Source organism: Arthrobacter terrae, assembly GCF_015708085.1.
Classification (GTDB): domain Bacteria; phylum Actinomycetota; class Actinomycetes; order Actinomycetales; family Micrococcaceae; genus Arthrobacter_M; species Arthrobacter_M terrae.
Map to the genome: position 1 here is coordinate 159,119 of NZ_JADNYM010000005.1, position 15,219 is coordinate 174,337.

The 15,219-nt window shown below is 62.6% G+C and carries 14 protein-coding genes; all 14 read left to right on the forward strand.

The window, feature by feature from the left end:
* Positions 1–78 precede the first annotated feature (78 nt).
* The 14 genes from IV500_RS05180 (at position 79) to IV500_RS05245 (ending at position 15,198) form a co-directional block, all read left to right on the forward strand.
* Entirely contained in the window at positions 79–234 is a 156-nt protein-coding gene (locus IV500_RS05180; protein WP_196395801.1) for a hypothetical protein, read from the forward strand.
* Entirely contained in the window at positions 234–902 is a 669-nt protein-coding gene (locus IV500_RS05185; protein WP_196395748.1) for a nuclease-related domain-containing protein, read from the forward strand. Before IV500_RS05180 ends, IV500_RS05185 begins: the two co-directional genes overlap by 1 nt.
* 92 nt (positions 903–994) lie before the next feature.
* Positions 995–5,278: an FtsK/SpoIIIE domain-containing protein gene (locus tag IV500_RS05190; RefSeq protein WP_196395749.1), complete on the forward strand. Its 4,284-nt coding sequence runs from the start codon at positions 995–997 to the stop codon at positions 5,276–5,278.
* 280 nt (positions 5,279–5,558) lie between these two features.
* Positions 5,559–6,440, forward strand: a complete 882-nt coding sequence (locus IV500_RS05195) for a metal-dependent hydrolase (RefSeq protein ID WP_312875837.1) — start codon at positions 5,559–5,561, stop codon at positions 6,438–6,440.
* Between the two features lie 76 nt (positions 6,441–6,516).
* Positions 6,517–7,125 (forward strand): hypothetical protein, encoded by a 609-nt coding sequence (locus tag IV500_RS05200; RefSeq protein ID WP_196395750.1) that lies wholly within the window; start codon positions 6,517–6,519, stop codon positions 7,123–7,125.
* A gap of 99 nt (positions 7,126–7,224) precedes the next feature.
* Complete coding sequence (locus IV500_RS05205) at positions 7,225–7,806, forward strand: 5' nucleotidase, NT5C type (RefSeq protein WP_196395751.1); 582 nt, start codon at positions 7,225–7,227, stop codon at positions 7,804–7,806.
* Positions 7,807–8,499: 693 nt separating this feature from the next.
* Positions 8,500–9,399: a hypothetical protein gene (locus IV500_RS05210; RefSeq protein WP_230854514.1), complete on the forward strand. Its 900-nt coding sequence runs from the start codon at positions 8,500–8,502 to the stop codon at positions 9,397–9,399.
* Positions 9,400–9,583: 184 nt separating this feature from the next.
* Positions 9,584–9,751 (forward strand): hypothetical protein, encoded by a 168-nt coding sequence (locus IV500_RS05215; RefSeq protein ID WP_196395752.1) that lies wholly within the window; start codon positions 9,584–9,586, stop codon positions 9,749–9,751.
* A gap of 295 nt (positions 9,752–10,046) precedes the next feature.
* Entirely contained in the window at positions 10,047–10,559 is a 513-nt protein-coding gene (locus tag IV500_RS05220; protein WP_196395753.1) for a hypothetical protein, read from the forward strand.
* Positions 10,560–10,651: 92 nt separating this feature from the next.
* The gene (locus tag IV500_RS05225) at positions 10,652–11,299 is read left to right on the forward strand and encodes a hypothetical protein (RefSeq protein WP_196395754.1); all 648 of its coding nucleotides are present in this window, start codon (positions 10,652–10,654) and stop codon (positions 11,297–11,299) included.
* Between the two features lie 116 nt (positions 11,300–11,415).
* On the forward strand, positions 11,416–12,387 hold the full coding sequence (locus IV500_RS05230) for a DUF7007 domain-containing protein (RefSeq protein ID WP_196395755.1): 972 nt from the start codon (positions 11,416–11,418) through the stop codon (positions 12,385–12,387).
* 151 nt (positions 12,388–12,538) lie between these two features.
* Positions 12,539–13,447: an endonuclease/exonuclease/phosphatase family protein gene (locus tag IV500_RS05235; RefSeq protein ID WP_196395756.1), complete on the forward strand. Its 909-nt coding sequence runs from the start codon at positions 12,539–12,541 to the stop codon at positions 13,445–13,447.
* Between the two features lie 141 nt (positions 13,448–13,588).
* The gene (locus tag IV500_RS05240) at positions 13,589–14,185 is read left to right on the forward strand and encodes an NUDIX domain-containing protein (protein ID WP_196395757.1); all 597 of its coding nucleotides are present in this window, start codon (positions 13,589–13,591) and stop codon (positions 14,183–14,185) included.
* The gene (locus tag IV500_RS05245; protein WP_196395758.1) at positions 14,182–15,198 is read left to right on the forward strand and encodes a DUF2958 domain-containing protein; all 1,017 of its coding nucleotides are present in this window, start codon (positions 14,182–14,184) and stop codon (positions 15,196–15,198) included. The genes IV500_RS05240 and IV500_RS05245 overlap by 4 nt, the downstream gene beginning before the upstream one ends.
* Positions 15,199–15,219 lie beyond the last annotated feature (21 nt).

Sequence of the window (15,219 nt, forward strand, 5' to 3'; positions counted from 1 at the left end):
CCCGGTGGTGGGGACGGTCAACGGAAATGGCCTGTCCGAGTGCACCCGTGGCTGCATTGCCTACGCATGTTTCAGGGTATGAGCGAAAAGAATATGAAAGAACGCGTCCTGGATCAGAGCGCGAAGGACAAGAAGGACATTGAGGACTGGATGTTCGGCTCCGGCGGCAAGATCCTCGGCGCCATCGTGGTCCTCCTCGGCATCTGGACCGTCGTCCGTCTGTTCTGGTCCTGATGAGCAACGGCATCTACGGCCGGGCCGCCACCGGTCTGCAGGACACGTCCTGGGCGGTGAATGAGAACGTCGCGAAAATCGGCGCTAAAGGTGAGCAGAAGACCGAGGCGCTGCTGAACGGCTTCGCCATGAAAGCTGCCGTCCTGCACGACCTGAGGATCCCGATCCCCGGGTTCAAAGCCAACATCGACCACGCCATAGTCTCGGGCAGGTCGGTGCTGCTGATTGACTCCAAAATGTGGAAGCCCGGGTTCTACTGGTCCATGCTCGGCTACCGCCGCGGCTGGGAGAAGACACCGCACGTCGGCAAATCCCAGGAGTACGTCTCCAAGGCGATGAACACGTTCCTGAACGGGACCGGTGCCCGCGTCCTCACTCCGCGCCTGGTTGTCTGGTCCTCCCGTGACAACCAACCGGTGAGCACCTGGATGCTCACCGTTCCAGGAGCCGAAGTGGTCAACGGGCTGCGCATCGTGCCCGTTGTGAAATCTTTCGTCCGGGGCGGCTCCGCGGACCCGGCCATCGTGCGCCGGCTCCAAGAACTGCTCGTCAAAGCCCCGCGCGCAGCAAAGCAGACCGCGCATTGGTCAGACACCGACCAGTTCAAAGCCCCGCCGCCGCGGCCGGCCCGCGTCGACGTCTACGCAGACAACGACCCGTTCGCCTAAACCGCGCACCGGCGGCCGCCCCTCACGGAGACCGCCGCTGGGGCGCCCGGCGCATAGAGAACGCAGGAAGCTTTCACGACGGAAAGGCCATCATGGCTGCACCACGCAGGAACCAGGCACCCGGCAAACCGATCACCCCGCTCGTGATGCTCGGCGCCGCCGCCGCTGCCGGTTACGCCATCTACCAGGGTTACCCCGGCATCGCCCTCATCTGGGCCGGGCTGCTCGTCTCCGCGTGGACGCACCCGCCGGCCATGTTCACCGGCAAGAAAGACGCCCGCGGCTACCCGTCGCCGGCGCATCCGGGCGAGCAGGCGACCATGAACAAGTACCGGCACTGGGAGGACCTGAAATTCAAACTCGTCCTGCCCAACGTGGATTGGCTCCCCGGACTCAAGCCGCGCCTGTCTTTCCTCGTCGCCCTCTGGGCCGGGTCCGCCGCCTACCTGATCCCGGTCAAAGACGAAACCTACACCAACGGGTACGGCCCGTGGATCAATGCCGCCGCCGCGTTCCTGGCCATCGTCCAATACTCCGCGTCCCGGCGTCGCACCCAGGTTGCCGACGATGAAAACCCCGGGGCGCGCGTTGATTCGCTGATCGCCCTCGCAAAGAAGAACGTCGCAAAAGTGATCGGTCTGACCATCGCAGGCATTGTTGTCGGCGGCATCGTCGGCACGGTAGCGACGGTGCTGCTGCCGCTGGCCACGACCGCGTTCGGGGTCCACGCCATCCCGGACCCGGCCATCTGGGCGCTGGTCCTCACAGGCGGACCCCTAGCTCTGCTGTCGAGGGCGTGGATCACTGAAGCGCTCGAACACTGGAGGATCGTCGTCGCAGCCCGCGAAGAATGGAAAGGCCGGTGGGAGATGCTCAAACAGGACCCGGCTCCGCGGCTCATTGACCGGCAGGAAGTCGGCTCCGCCATCATCGACACCTTCGACGCCCCGGCCGGGACCGGCGCCGCACCATACTTCGTCATGGCCGACAAGATCAACCCGACCCTGGGGACGGGCGCAAAATTCGCGGTCCTGGACGTCCCCAACCTTGACTCCAACAACTCCCCCGTCCCTGGCACCAAACACCCGCTGCGGTTCGAGATCGTCCGCTGGCCCTCCGACCAGATGCCTGACATCACCGACCCGGAAACCCCCAAAGAGGTCGTCTACCAGCTGGTCCGCTGCGCGATCGCGTGGGCCGCCGACGGTGTCTACTCCCGGCCCGTCATCGACGACGTACACCTGCTCACCTGCCCGCCGGCCCCTGCCGGAGATGACGAAAAGCGGGCACCCGCCGGCGGCGCCGCATGGGCCATCACCTGGTATCTGCCGGACGGGCCGCCCCCTTCCTACATCCGGGCCAACGGCCGCAACGAAATGCAGGACGCCCTCCAAGCCCACGTCCTCGTCGACCACCGGGCACAAAACGGCAACGGCTGCGCGTACGCGGGTGCGCTACTGGACCCTGACACCAACTGGGACCCGTCCTGCGGGCTGACCACCAAGGACATGAAAAAACTCGCTGACGAAGACCAATGGAACAACCGCTGGGCCGAAGCCGCCCCGAAACACAAAGCAAACCCTCCCGTCATGGAAGCCTCCACCGCCAGCACCGCCCGGCTCAAAAACGGTGTCACCATCAACCACCTGGCCTTCATTACCCGCCAGGGCATGACCCCGCACGACTTCTTCCTATTCGAGCCCGCCCTGCCGTCTACGTTGAACGCCGCACCGTTCGTCGCCATGACCGGCTTCCCCGGCACCGGTAAACGCCCGGGCGAACGCCACCCGCAGGCGTTCAGCGTCCACTGGTCCACCGAGTCCGTGCCCGCCAAACCCGACGACCTGGCACCGGTCCCCCGCTCCGAGGGGCCAAAATGGGTCCTCGCCGGCCTCGTCAACCAGGCGTTCAAAGCCGCCAAGCTGTCCGACCGCCCCGAGATCGCCGCCGTCACCTGCCTTACCAAACCGGAATCCCGCCAGCACATCTGGAAAATCGACCTGCGCCTGTACGGCGGCGTCACCCTCAACGACGTCCGCGGCATGGCGCAACGGATCCGCCAGCACTGGGCTTCGGACTGGCTGCGCGTCGCCGCCGCCCAAGACGGCTGCACCATCGTCGTCGGTGCCCGCCCCTCCAAAGTCCAGCTCGCCAGCCCCCGCCACGAGCAGTACCTCGAATCCCTGAACTGGGACCAGGTGTTCCTGGACTCCGGGATCTCCGGCATCGGCGGCATGATGCCCGTGCTGACCAACGTTGACCACATGCCGCGGAACCAGCAGGTCTCCATCCTGGACTTCGACCTGCCCACCGGAATGGACTTCACCTCCTTCACCGGTGTCCGCACCAAGCTTGAATCCAACTCCGGCAACTCTTTCGTGGAGCCCCGCCGGATCAAGAACGCCTCCAATAAGATCCAGCTGCTCACCTGCGAAGTGAACCCTATGCCGGAAAAGGCCGGCTACGACTGGGACTACATCGACTCGTCTGATTTCATTCCGTTCGCGACCGGGGTTGACGGAGAGCCCGTGGAGTACAACTTTCGCGTCGACGCACACCTCCTTTGTGCCGGGGCATCAGGTGGGGGCAAATCGGTTTTGCTTCAATCCTTGGCCTACGGATGCCTGATTCGGGAGTACGAACTCTATGTTGCCGACCCCACCAAAGGGGGTGCCGACTTCAAATTCGCGGAGCCCTATGCGAAGGCTTTCACCGCTACGCCTTTCGAGGCGGCTGCCATGATGAAGGGAATTTACGCTGAGGTTGTCCGGCGAAAGAACCTCAACACAGCTCACGAGGTAGGCAACTACCGTGACCTACCGGAGGACATCCGGCCCAAGCACATGGTCATTCTCCTCGATGAGTTCACCTCCCTGATGGGTCAAGACCCAGTGCCGCCTGCCAGCGATGACCCGGAGATGGATATCGAGCGGGACATGATCATCGCGACCAACAGGGCCAAGACAGAGGTCGGCGTCTACGCCGGAAAGATTGCCCGTGAGGCCCGCTCGGCCGGAGCCACCCTCATTCTCGCGACACAGAAGCTGGCTGCAAAAATGCTCGACACCATCCCCGGGGCAGGGGATCTTAAGGTGAACCTTTCCCGTTTGCTGATGGGCAAGGCCACTTACGGGGACAAGCAATCCGCTCTTCGGGCTCCGCAGGATGCCCCGGACCTTGGTGACGCTATCCCGCCCGGCCGCGGACTCTTCGAAACTACTGCTGGCGCGGCCATGGCCATCCAAGCCTGGTATGACCCGGCTGAGCAAATCGTCCTACGGGAAAAACTGTCCCAGCGAATCGAGCCCTTGGCCGAATCCGCCAAACTCGAGCTGACCCCTTTCATGATGAAAATACCGGAGGTTGCCGGGGGTATATTTGCTCCGGCACCTGCTGTACGCCGACCTGCCACAGCAGCCGTCGTGGACCTGGGCGAGATCGAATTGGCTTTCGATGATCTGGACTGGTCAGAACTGGAACTCACCGAGGACCAGCCGGCAGCGGCCGGGACTGTTCAGGATGACGCGGTCGAGGACACTGTCACCACAGTCAATGACGATGGTGATGATGAGCTGTTGTGGCCTGAGGACGAAGCAGAGCCCGACGTGGATGAAACCTCGGTGGTGTTCTTCGACGTTGACGGGTCCATCTCTCCGTTCACGTTCCGGGAAGGGTTGGACCATATGGCGGCACCCGGGCATGGAACCGTCATGTTTGACCCTGCCGTCCTTGGCCGGATGGCAGCCCTCCCCGTCCTCCAGGCGTGGCTGAGCCCCTGGGAGGATGATGCACCGGATAACTTCGGGCACCTGCTCCCGCGGGCTGTGGAGGCGCTCATTGCCGACACTGAGGAGACCGGCTGGTGGAAAATTGACGCCGCCCTGGACTGGCTTCGTGAAAACCCGCGGATCCGACGGCTGGTCTGGATCGATGACGAGCTCGGCTCCGAAGATCCCATCCTGAGTCTGACCTACCAGGACATCGCTGCGGAAGCCTTCGAAGCTGCCGGGGTGGAGGCCCTGCTCGTCGTTCCCAACGCGGACCAGGGTGTCACCGACTCTGAGCTGGATGAGATCGAGGCGTTCTTCGACACGTCATCCCCAAGGACACGTGCTGCTGTGAGAGGAGAAGTCCCTGCAGAAGCTCCGGTTGCGGATCTGGTACCGGCGCCAGGAGTCACCGCCGTGCCTGACGAGCTGGACTGGTCCGAGATGGAAGCGGACGTCGCCACACCGGCCACTGAGGAGTCCGGCGTCGAGGACCCGTTCACGGTCCCGGCACCGGTCACCGCCGTGCCGGACCTGTTTGATGATCCGTTCGCGGAGACTGCCCCACGGAAGCGTTTCGTCCCAGATGATGACGATCCATTCGCCTAGACAGGCTTTGCGTGCACGTCGTTCTGTTCCCTCACCGTCGCCGCCAGATGGCTGGGGGGTCAGGGAGGTGGGGGTGCGAGGATCTTGGCAGAGACCCTTCTTTCGACCCGTGCAGCCTTTGTCCGCGGCCTCGGGATGAGTCTGCCTGCGGCGGCCGGCCTTGCCGATACCTGGGCCTGCACAGGAGCTCTCCGATCCCAGGGACGACTGCGGCGGCGGCGGCGGGGACCCTTTGGTACCTGGCCGCACACATGAGGGGAAGAAACCAAATTCTTCCGATGTGAAAGGACTGCCCGCCGCCATGATGGGAGCCCACCACGCAGCCTGCGGCGCCGCCGCCTGGGTTGCCTTGACCACCAACATCCACGTGGACATCTCAGCCGTTGCCGAGAAGGCTGCTTTCCTGCCGCATAGCCTGGACCTCGGTTTCGGACTGTTCGATGTCAGCCCGGTCGGCATTGTCACCGGTGCGCTGGTTACCGCGGGCGCTGCGATGCTCCCGGACGCTGACCATCATAATGCGACGATCGCCCATTCCCTGCCGCCGCTGTCCAACGCCATGTGCACCGGAATCGGCAAAGTAGCCGGAGGCCACCGGCACGGCACCCACTCAGTGGCCGGGATTGCCGTGTTCGTCCTCATCGCCTGGCTTGCCGGACTGTGGACCTACAACCTGGACGGCTTCGGCACCATCTACCCGGGCGCGGGAATCCTGTCGGTCCTACTTGTTGCTTTCGCCGCGAAAGCCTTGAAAATCATCCCGGACCGGATGCGTAAATCCCCGTGGGCGGTGGGTCTCACCACCGGGGCGTTCATCACTTTCTTTGCCCCGCAGGAGCAGGGCTGGTTTCCGATTGCCATGGGTATCGGCGTCATCATCCACATCCTCGGGGACATGATGACCACCGAGGGGTGCAACCTGGCGTGGCCGTTCGCCATCAAGCCGCCCAAGGCGATCGCCAAGCTGCCCATCCTCAAAGACTGCTGGCACCCCAACGGCTACATGACCATCCCGGTCCTCGGCCACGCCGGATCCGTTCGGGAATGGTTGCTGCTGGTCCCGATCGGTGCGTACGCCATCTTCGGCGTCGGCGCCACCCTGGTCGGCATGGGACAGACCGGCCTCCACGAACTCGTCCAAGCCGCAGCAATCGGACACTAGCTTAGGACCCTGAAGCCATACATCGTCGTGCAGGGGTTTGTCGCCAGACCCCTGCGCTGCCGCACACATAAGGGTTATGGACAACACAACAACAGCAAACCGTGTACCGGCCGGAGTCATTACGGGAGGCCAGTTCGCCCCCACACCGCATAATGAGCCCGCACTGACCCTGATCCCGGCACCCGTTGACGGTCCGGACTTCGACTATGAATTCGAAGCCGACCACGGGCCGGGCCTGGCCAAAGAGCTTCAGGCACTCCCGCGAATCCCGGCAAAGGCAGCCATCAGTGCCGGTCGGGTCGCGGACCTGATCCGGGACTCCTACGCCGTGTACTGGACCGGGGAGGACAGCGCTCCACGGACCCGCGCAGAGGCTGTGCAAGACCTTGAAGAAGCGCTGGGATACCTTCCCCGTGACAAACGCGAGCACCACATGCAGCTGATCCGCTTCGCCGTCCATGAAGAGATGAAGCACTGGGCGGACAGCGGGCATGTCCTGAACCCGGAACACAAATATGAGCTGCTCATCGAGGAAGCCGACTACACCGGTGAGGATGACCTGCTCGACAACGGCCAGGAAGAGAACCGGGAACGGTGGGAGCTGCTGGCCAACACGGCCGCCCACTACGCCGTGGCTGCAGGCAACGCCATCTCCGTCCAGCACAGCAGCGCCGCGGTCGCCTGATCCGCAGCCCTCCAACCAGGGGCCGTTCCATTACGGGGCGGCCCTTTCTGCGTGCCTGGGACGATGAGCGTCTACGCATGTTCCTTACACATGAGACACATGAAAGAAAACCCGGACAAGCCCATCGCACTCATCGACATGGACGGCACCTGGCTGCAGTGGGGTGTCCGGCTCAACGAGATCCTGTTACGGCTGGACCCTTCCTTCCCGATCGTCGACGACGACAAGCGTACTGGATGGGATGACCTGGCCGGCCCCGGCGCCAACCCGGAGGTACTGAAAGCGGCGATGAACCACCCGGATCTGTACACCGGACTGGACCCTGTCCCTTACGCCGTGGAAGCAATTCTTGAGATGGCGGATGAAGGATGGAACGTCTTCCATTGCTCCACCCCGACGTGGACCAACCCCGGATGCGTGGCAGGAAAACTGGCCGCCGTCGATCAGTATTTCGGACCGGAATGGGCTGACCGGCTCATCCTCACCTACGACAAAACCGTGGTCAGGGGCGACGTCCTGGCCGACGATAAAGGCGTCATCACCGGGGCTGCAGTGCCGACCTGGAAGCACCTCATCCACGACCAGTCCCATAACCGCTCCGTGACAGGAACCCCGCGGATGACAGACTGGCGGGAATGGCGCGGCCATGTCTACCCGATGCTGGGGGCTGTCTCCGTTTAGAGCATCAGGGGGCCGCACCACTTCACGGTGGTGCGGCCCCTTTCGTGTATCCGGATCAGGAAAAGGCTCGTAAAGCAGTCCCCCCTTTCCGGTTCCGGAGCTTGCCGTAGAGCCCGTGAACCCGATTTTTTGGTTTTTCGTGTCCACAGCTCCAACGCCCCAAAACACGAAATGGCCCCCTATTTGGGAGCCATGTGATAACCCTCGTCTCTAGGGGTCGGTACCGTTCCTCAGGTTATCACATGAAACCAAATCTGTGGTCTCTCACCTTTGAAGCCACTCCACCGCCAAAACGGCCCGATCACGGGTGAAACGGACCTCACTCGCACAACACAACAGGCCTGCATCCCAGTGCTGGCGCGGATTTTGCCGGGTGCCGGACCCTCACTCGACCAAACCTACCTGGGGAGGGACATATATATGGAGAGAAAAGTACTCTCTCTATAAGGGGGAGGGGCTGAAGGGCAGAGAGCAAGGGGCCCCTTATATATATATATCTCTTAAGGTCGTTTAAGTAGAGTAGTAGTAGTAGGGGCCCTATATTCCCCGCCGTTCCGGGGATTTTCCCACTCGACCAAGTGGTAGGGTGACGGTCGTTTGGTGGGAACGACCGGTAGGGCGGCAAATTAGCCCGACTGGGCATCTCTCAGGGCGCCGAAGCCTGTTTTGCCGGCAGCCGCACACATAGCTGGCATGACGACATCACAGAACCGGCAGCCCAAAGGGATCACCAACGGAGGGCAATTCGCCTCTGATGCCCATGCGGAATCCACCCTCCTGCTTGACCCGGCCCACCGCGCTGTAACCCTCGCCCCTGGCGACGGCGACACCTTCCCGGAACTGGCCGACGGTGAGGTCATCGAGACCCTGAACGTGAGCCGGTCCGATGACGGCTTCGGCTACTGGGTTTCCCCGGCTAAGACGATCAACCTGAAAGGGCTCATCACCGACGCAGACCCACGACTGCACGGGCAGACCCTGGACGACTGGCTGGAGCGCAACAGCCCCGTCATCGAAGACTTCCTCGCCGAACGCTACGACGCCGACGTCACCACCGATGAAGGCTGGGACGAGGTCAGCGTTGAATGCACCGCTCAGCTTCCGGATGGACCACTGACCGAAGCCCAGGTCGTGGACGCAGCGTGGAACTGGACCAAAGTCGTCCAGCTGCACAACGAATCCGATCACGGCTCCTTCAGGTCGGTGAACCTGGGCCGGCTCATCGTTGAACGCGTCCAAGACGCCACCGTCCTGACCAACCCGTACGCGGCCCGCAGCGCCGGCCTGCACCTGAGTGCGGACGAGATGGACGGCATGATCGAGGAGAGCCGGGGCAGCAGCCGTCCGGTCACCGACGCGACAGCCGTTGCCATCGCACGGGAGCTCAACAGGATCCGCACCTCCCGTGGTGTGATCGCCTACCCGGCCGTTGGCCGGCTGGCCAGCCGCGGGTATCTGGACAACACCGCCGTGGACCTGGAACTCTCCCGCGCGTCCGCGGCTAACCAGCAGTCCGTCTCCCCGGACCGGAAACTTGCCGCCCGGATCGAGGCAATGCAGTCGTGGATGAGCGACGGTGGCAGCCACGCATGAGTGTCACCACCCGCCACCCCCGTGGAACGCGGGCCGGCGGACGGTTCGGCCCCACCGTGCGGACCGAGCCGTCACTGACCCTCTCCCCCTGCATGGCCTCAGCGGAGGTGTACCGCCGGTACACGGAAAACAAGATGGGCAAGAACGAACAGCGCGCCTGGTCCAGGGGGCCTACGATTCCGGGTTGCTGCACCGGATGGCCGGAAACCGGAACCGCAACGAGGTGGACGCCGTCATGGCGGCCGCGACGGATGACGACAAGCTGGACGCCGCGATCCATGGCGTCACGCCGGCGGACAGCATTGCATTCCAGCTGTGCCGAAACCTGCTCGCAACCCAGCGATCATCGTGAGCGTCCTGCGCGAGATTCCGGCCAGCCGCGAGGGCAACTTCTTCGGCTGGGATCAGCTGGTCCCCAAATTGCTCCACAGGAACAAGAACTAGGAACCCCGGTAAAAGCGAGCCAGCGTGATCCCGCTCCGGACGTCGAAGGGCATCACGAGGAGGATGGTTCACCGATTCCGTCGAGACCGGATCGTCCCTCAGAGTTCCTGCCCGGAACCACGTAGCAGTAAACCTCCTGAAGCCCCGCACCCCTGGACTGCGGGGCTTCGCCATTCCCGGCAACCGCCGCACACAGCACTAGTATGACTTTCACCGCAAACGATCACCCGCGCGGATTCGGCGGACGCTTCACCTCCACCGTCCACGCCGAACCGGGGACCACGCTGACCGCGCCGGAGCCTTCGGATACGATCCAGTGCCGCCGCCTTGAAGCAGCCCAGATGGTCCTCGCTGATTACCGTGAAATGGAAATTTTGGACCATTCCCCGGCCGGGCGCGAAACCGTCACACTCGGTGAGCTCGGGGATCCCGCACTGGCCCTGGGCAACTGCTGGGCCGCCACGGGCGAACTCATCGAACAGGTGGGCGCGTCCGAGTTCGATGTCGACTGGCTGGATGAAATCACGATCAGGCGGGCCCGGCTGGGAGGCCAGCATGTTGCTGTCCTTGCCGGGGACCGGGACGGGCAGTTCGTCATCGACTTCACGGCCCGGCAGTTCCATCCCGAGCTTCCTTTCCCGTACGTCGCCGGCGTCGACGAGTGGAAAGCCATAGTGGAGCGCGCCTCGGGAACCCGATGGATCATGGACGATTGAGCTTTCCGGTGTGGCGCTGCGCGTTTTGCATCCAAGCCGTACACGATAGAGGTATGCCACTACCTAAGCAGCCATTCTTCAAGAAAAAATCTGTGCAAAATCAGCAGCCTGCAGGTGCCCCCAATTCCACCGGCGGGCAATTTGTCCCCACGCAACATGCCGAACCGGATGTCACATTGCCCTCCAATGAGAAGTCGATCTTCACTGAGGCGGACAATGAGCCGGACATCTTTGCGGATTCACCAACCACTGACGGTTACTCGCGCAATGTGCCCGCGAACGACTTCCTCGACAGCCCCGAAGATCCCATAATCCTCTCTCCCTACCCCGCTGTCGGACTTCCCGCCAAGCGCCCAACCGCCGGCGGACTTCCCACCAGTCCTGCTGCGGCTGACCTCCAACAGCGCGAGGCCAGCCAAAACATCGTGTTCGCCGCGGCTAAGAAGTACGCGTCTCATTTGCTGAACGCCAGAACTGTCAGCATCTCCTCTGACGACAAGGGGTATCTGCATGTCGATGAAGTCAGGGATCACGCCAACGAATCCATGTTCATGAACAATGACAGTCGATCCTCTGTCGCTAGCTCGCTGCAGTTCGAAATCAGGGCTAATGTCCCCTACGGCGTTCCCCTTCCAGCGCATCACGTCCTCGGTGATCTGAAATCCGCTTCAATTGATGCGTCAGCCCTGCTCAGGGGCGAAATCAAAATCGTCGGTTTCGGAAAGCCCGCCCCCTTCTGATATTTCTCTGTCCAAAACTCGCCCGCGCCGGATGTCCCGACGCGGGCGAGTCGTCTTTGAGGGTTTGCTTCCATCAGATTTGCGCGGATTTTCGTCGGGCCGCACACAGACAAGGTATGACCGAAAATATCAGCCGCCAGCCCAAGGGGGTTCCGGTCGGTGGCCAGTTCGCCGCCACCACCCATACCGAACCTGAACTGTCTCCTCTGACGTCGGTTACCCCGTTCCACGATGCGGATGGCACCGACTGGGAGTTCGGCGGGGATGAGTACACGGACGTCTACAACTCGTTTCAGCACGCAGTCGAGGTCCGCATCACCACTGACATCCGCGAAGACGGCGCCTACGCGACAGTCACAGACTTCCGCAGGAACCGCCCACTGGTCCTTGGCGACCGGACCCATCATGAGTCCTTGGAGGAAGCCAAGGCGCACGGCAAAGCGATCCGGGAACGGGCTAACAGCTACGAGCACAACCACATCGGGGAAGGATCCCGCTCCCCGTGGGGGAAGCTGCAGGGTGTCGACCCTGTGGCGGTCGGCATTGACGCCGTCTGGACGGAGCGGCATGGCGGTTTCAAACTATCCCCGGAGCGCGCTGCGGAGGTAGACCCGGCCTGGCGTGAAGTTGCCGGCTGGTATGAGCAGGACTGCGCGTGGGCCAAGGCCATCATCACCCACCATCAGGATCTGAAGCCGGCCGATGTTGCCGGGGCTCACAAAGCAGCACGCGAATATTACCCGGATGAGTACACGGCAATTGTCGGCAAGGATCCCGCCAAATACGGTCTCGCTTCTTTTCAGCCGATCACCGCTGCCGAGTCGTCGATTATCGAAACACGCGAATTCCTGGCCGCACGTGCCGACACGCATGTCCGGGTCGAACGAGTAAATCTGACGCCGGAAGGGCATTCCGGCATGGTTTCCGTCGACGTTCATGACATCCCTGCGGACGGCCGCGATGAGGAAGACAGCCCTGCCGTCAACGCCCGCACCATTCTGGTCCCAGAGCAGGAGTGGAAAATGCCGTGGACGGAGCGCCGGACCATTCCAAAGTCGGACGCATACCAGACCCTGGAGCTCGCTTAGCCGTCATTGCACCGGTTAGACCAAGGTCACCGTCACCACGGAACTGCAGCCCCAGGATTGGCCCCGGGGACTGCAGTTCCTGCGTCTACGCATGTTTTTCAGAGAGGCCCGCCATAAGGCCGGCACGCCACCTCTTTGTTTTTGGAGATCCGTGAAAAGCCCTTCTCTCGTTACCCGATCATTGGCAGTCCTTGTGCTGGGTGCCTCTATTCTTGCGGTGGCCGCACCTGCGCAGGCCGCCCCGGCCAGGACCTCCGTGAAGGTCGCCTCCTTCAATGTCGACTCCGCCTGGCGCCAGAAGGTTGACCCGTCCATCCCCGGCTGGGACGCCCGCGTCCAGGGCATCGGCCGGATCATTAACACAGCGAATCCGGATGTCGTAGGCATTCAGGAGGCTCCCGACATCAACATTGACGGGCGCGTCTACCATCAGGGCGACGACATCAGCCGCCAGACCGGTTTCAAGATGTACCAGCCATCAGACCCTGCCGCGAAGCTTGATCCGATCCTCTACCGCAGCGTACTTTTCGACATGACAGGGTCAGGCTACAAGGTGTTCGAGCAGAAGCCCTACCCGAACTACGGCAAGGTGATGACCTGGGTGAAGTTGCGTTCCAAGGCCACCGGACAGTCTTTCCTCGTCGCCAACACCCACTTCCAGGTCGGGGCTGACAAGCAGGCTGACCGGGACCGTGAAGGCGCCCTGCTGGCCGATGAGGTCCGGCGCATTTCAGGTGGTCTCCCTGTCTTCGTGACCGGGGATTTCAATGCCAGTGCCTCCAAGAACGCACCTCAGACAAAGAACCTTGCGGCCATCGGGCTGAAGGACATGTACGCCATGACCTCTGACCGGATGCACCCGGAAATGAAGACATACAACGGATACCAGTGGCCAGTTGCGGGTTCTTCACGAATCGATCAGGTCTACGCCGGAGCACCGGCAGGTAAAGACCTGAAAGTCAGCTACTGGGAGAACTGGACGGCTTACGGCAACCAGATCATTGGTGGCCGGCAGCCGTCGGATCACGACATGATCTACGCCGTGGCGACGTTCAAGTAGTACCTTCCCTCCGTGCCGCGGCATTTGTTTTCGTCTTGCGCGAGGCAGCCGGCGTCCCCTGATCGGCAAATTCTTTGACAGCAGGCCCCGGTACAGTGCCGGGGCCTGCTGTGTTTCCCGGCAGCCGCACACAGTCCAGGTATGAGCATCAGTATTGTTACCCGCCCCCGGCCGATCCGCCGGCTCGATGGCGAGAAGGTCTTCGAACGCCGCAACCTGACCGTCACAGTGGACCAGATCGTCCACCCCGACGGCCGGGACGGCGAATACGTCCTGGTCGACACGGGCTGCCGCTACGCCGTTTCGGTCATCCCTTTAGCTGTCATTGACGGCGAAGCCAGGATCGCTCTGGTCCGCCAGCACCGCTACCCGGTTGACGATTACACCCTTGAGCTTCCCGGGGGCGGCGCCTCAGCGATCGCACCGCAGGAAGCCCTGCGGGAACTTGTCGAAGAAACCGGCATCATCCCTGACTCCATTGAACTCCTTGGTGTTTCCTACCAGGCAGCAGGATCCTCCCCGATCACCGGCTCCACCTGGCTCGCACACGTCCCGGCCGCCGCGGCGGACCTGGCCTACGTTGAAGGCGAATCCGGCGCCGTCACCGAGTGGTACACGGTCCCCGAGATCCTGACCATGATGGCTACCGGCACGATCAACTGCACCATCACCCTCGCCGCCCTGGCGCAGGCAATCGTTGCCGGTAAGTTCGGCACCCTTATGAAGGAATGCTCATGACCACTGACACCACCACCCGCCAGCCTAAAGGCGTACCAGTCGGCGGGCAGTTCGCCGCTACGGCACATTCTGACTCGGTAGCAGCACTGGAACGGCCTGCTATCGAAGACCTGACCTTCAGCCATAACGATGACGAGTATGAGATCGAACGCGATGGTAACGGCCGCTACACGATTTACTCCGACGAGAGTGAGGTCGCCTCGTTCACCTACGACGCGGACCCTGCCGACCGGTCGGCGCTGGAGACCGCTGCTGTCGCCGCACTGACCGAACAGAATGAACGCCTCAAGCTGGTCACCTCCCCCGGCGCCCGTGTCCTGTGGACTGATCCGGACGGCTGCGCGGTCCATCCCGGAAAGGTGGTTGCCGCCGAAGGCGAAATCGTCACGGTGGCTCTGACTTCCGGCGGAGAAGCTGAAGTATTCGGTAACGAACTCACCGTCGATGAGGCTGCCACCTCAAAGCATCGGGATGCGATCTCACCGATTGACACCCCGGTTGTCTGGACTGACCCGTCCACCGGCAAGAAACATCACGGCCGGTCCCTTGGCTCCATTGGCGGTGACAACTTCGCTATCCAGATCCCGTTCGCCGGCAGAGGGTTCAGCGCAGCCAAAGCTCATGATCTCGAACTGGCTGCCGCCGGACCTCCTGCGCCGCCGGTGAAGTTTACTGAGCCGAACCGGAAAATCCGGGGGCACAACTTTTACGCCCCCAAAGCGGTCCTGTCCAAGGTACCTGCCCTGGGTGCAACGGAAGACACCCCGCTGGAGGAGAAAAAGTTCCACCTGCACTATTTCACCGGCGGAGCCGCCAACTGGTACATCGCAGAATACGATCCCGCCACAGGTAAAGCTTTCGGACTGATGGACCCCTCCGGCCGCGGCGACGGCTCCTGGGGTTACGTCAGCCTTCCCGAGCTGGAAGCCTACAACCCGTCCGGGTACCGCGTCATCGAACGGGACTGCTACTTCTCCCAAGGCAACCTCGCCCACGTCACCCGCAACAACTGATCCGCCGGCCAGGAGCATTCC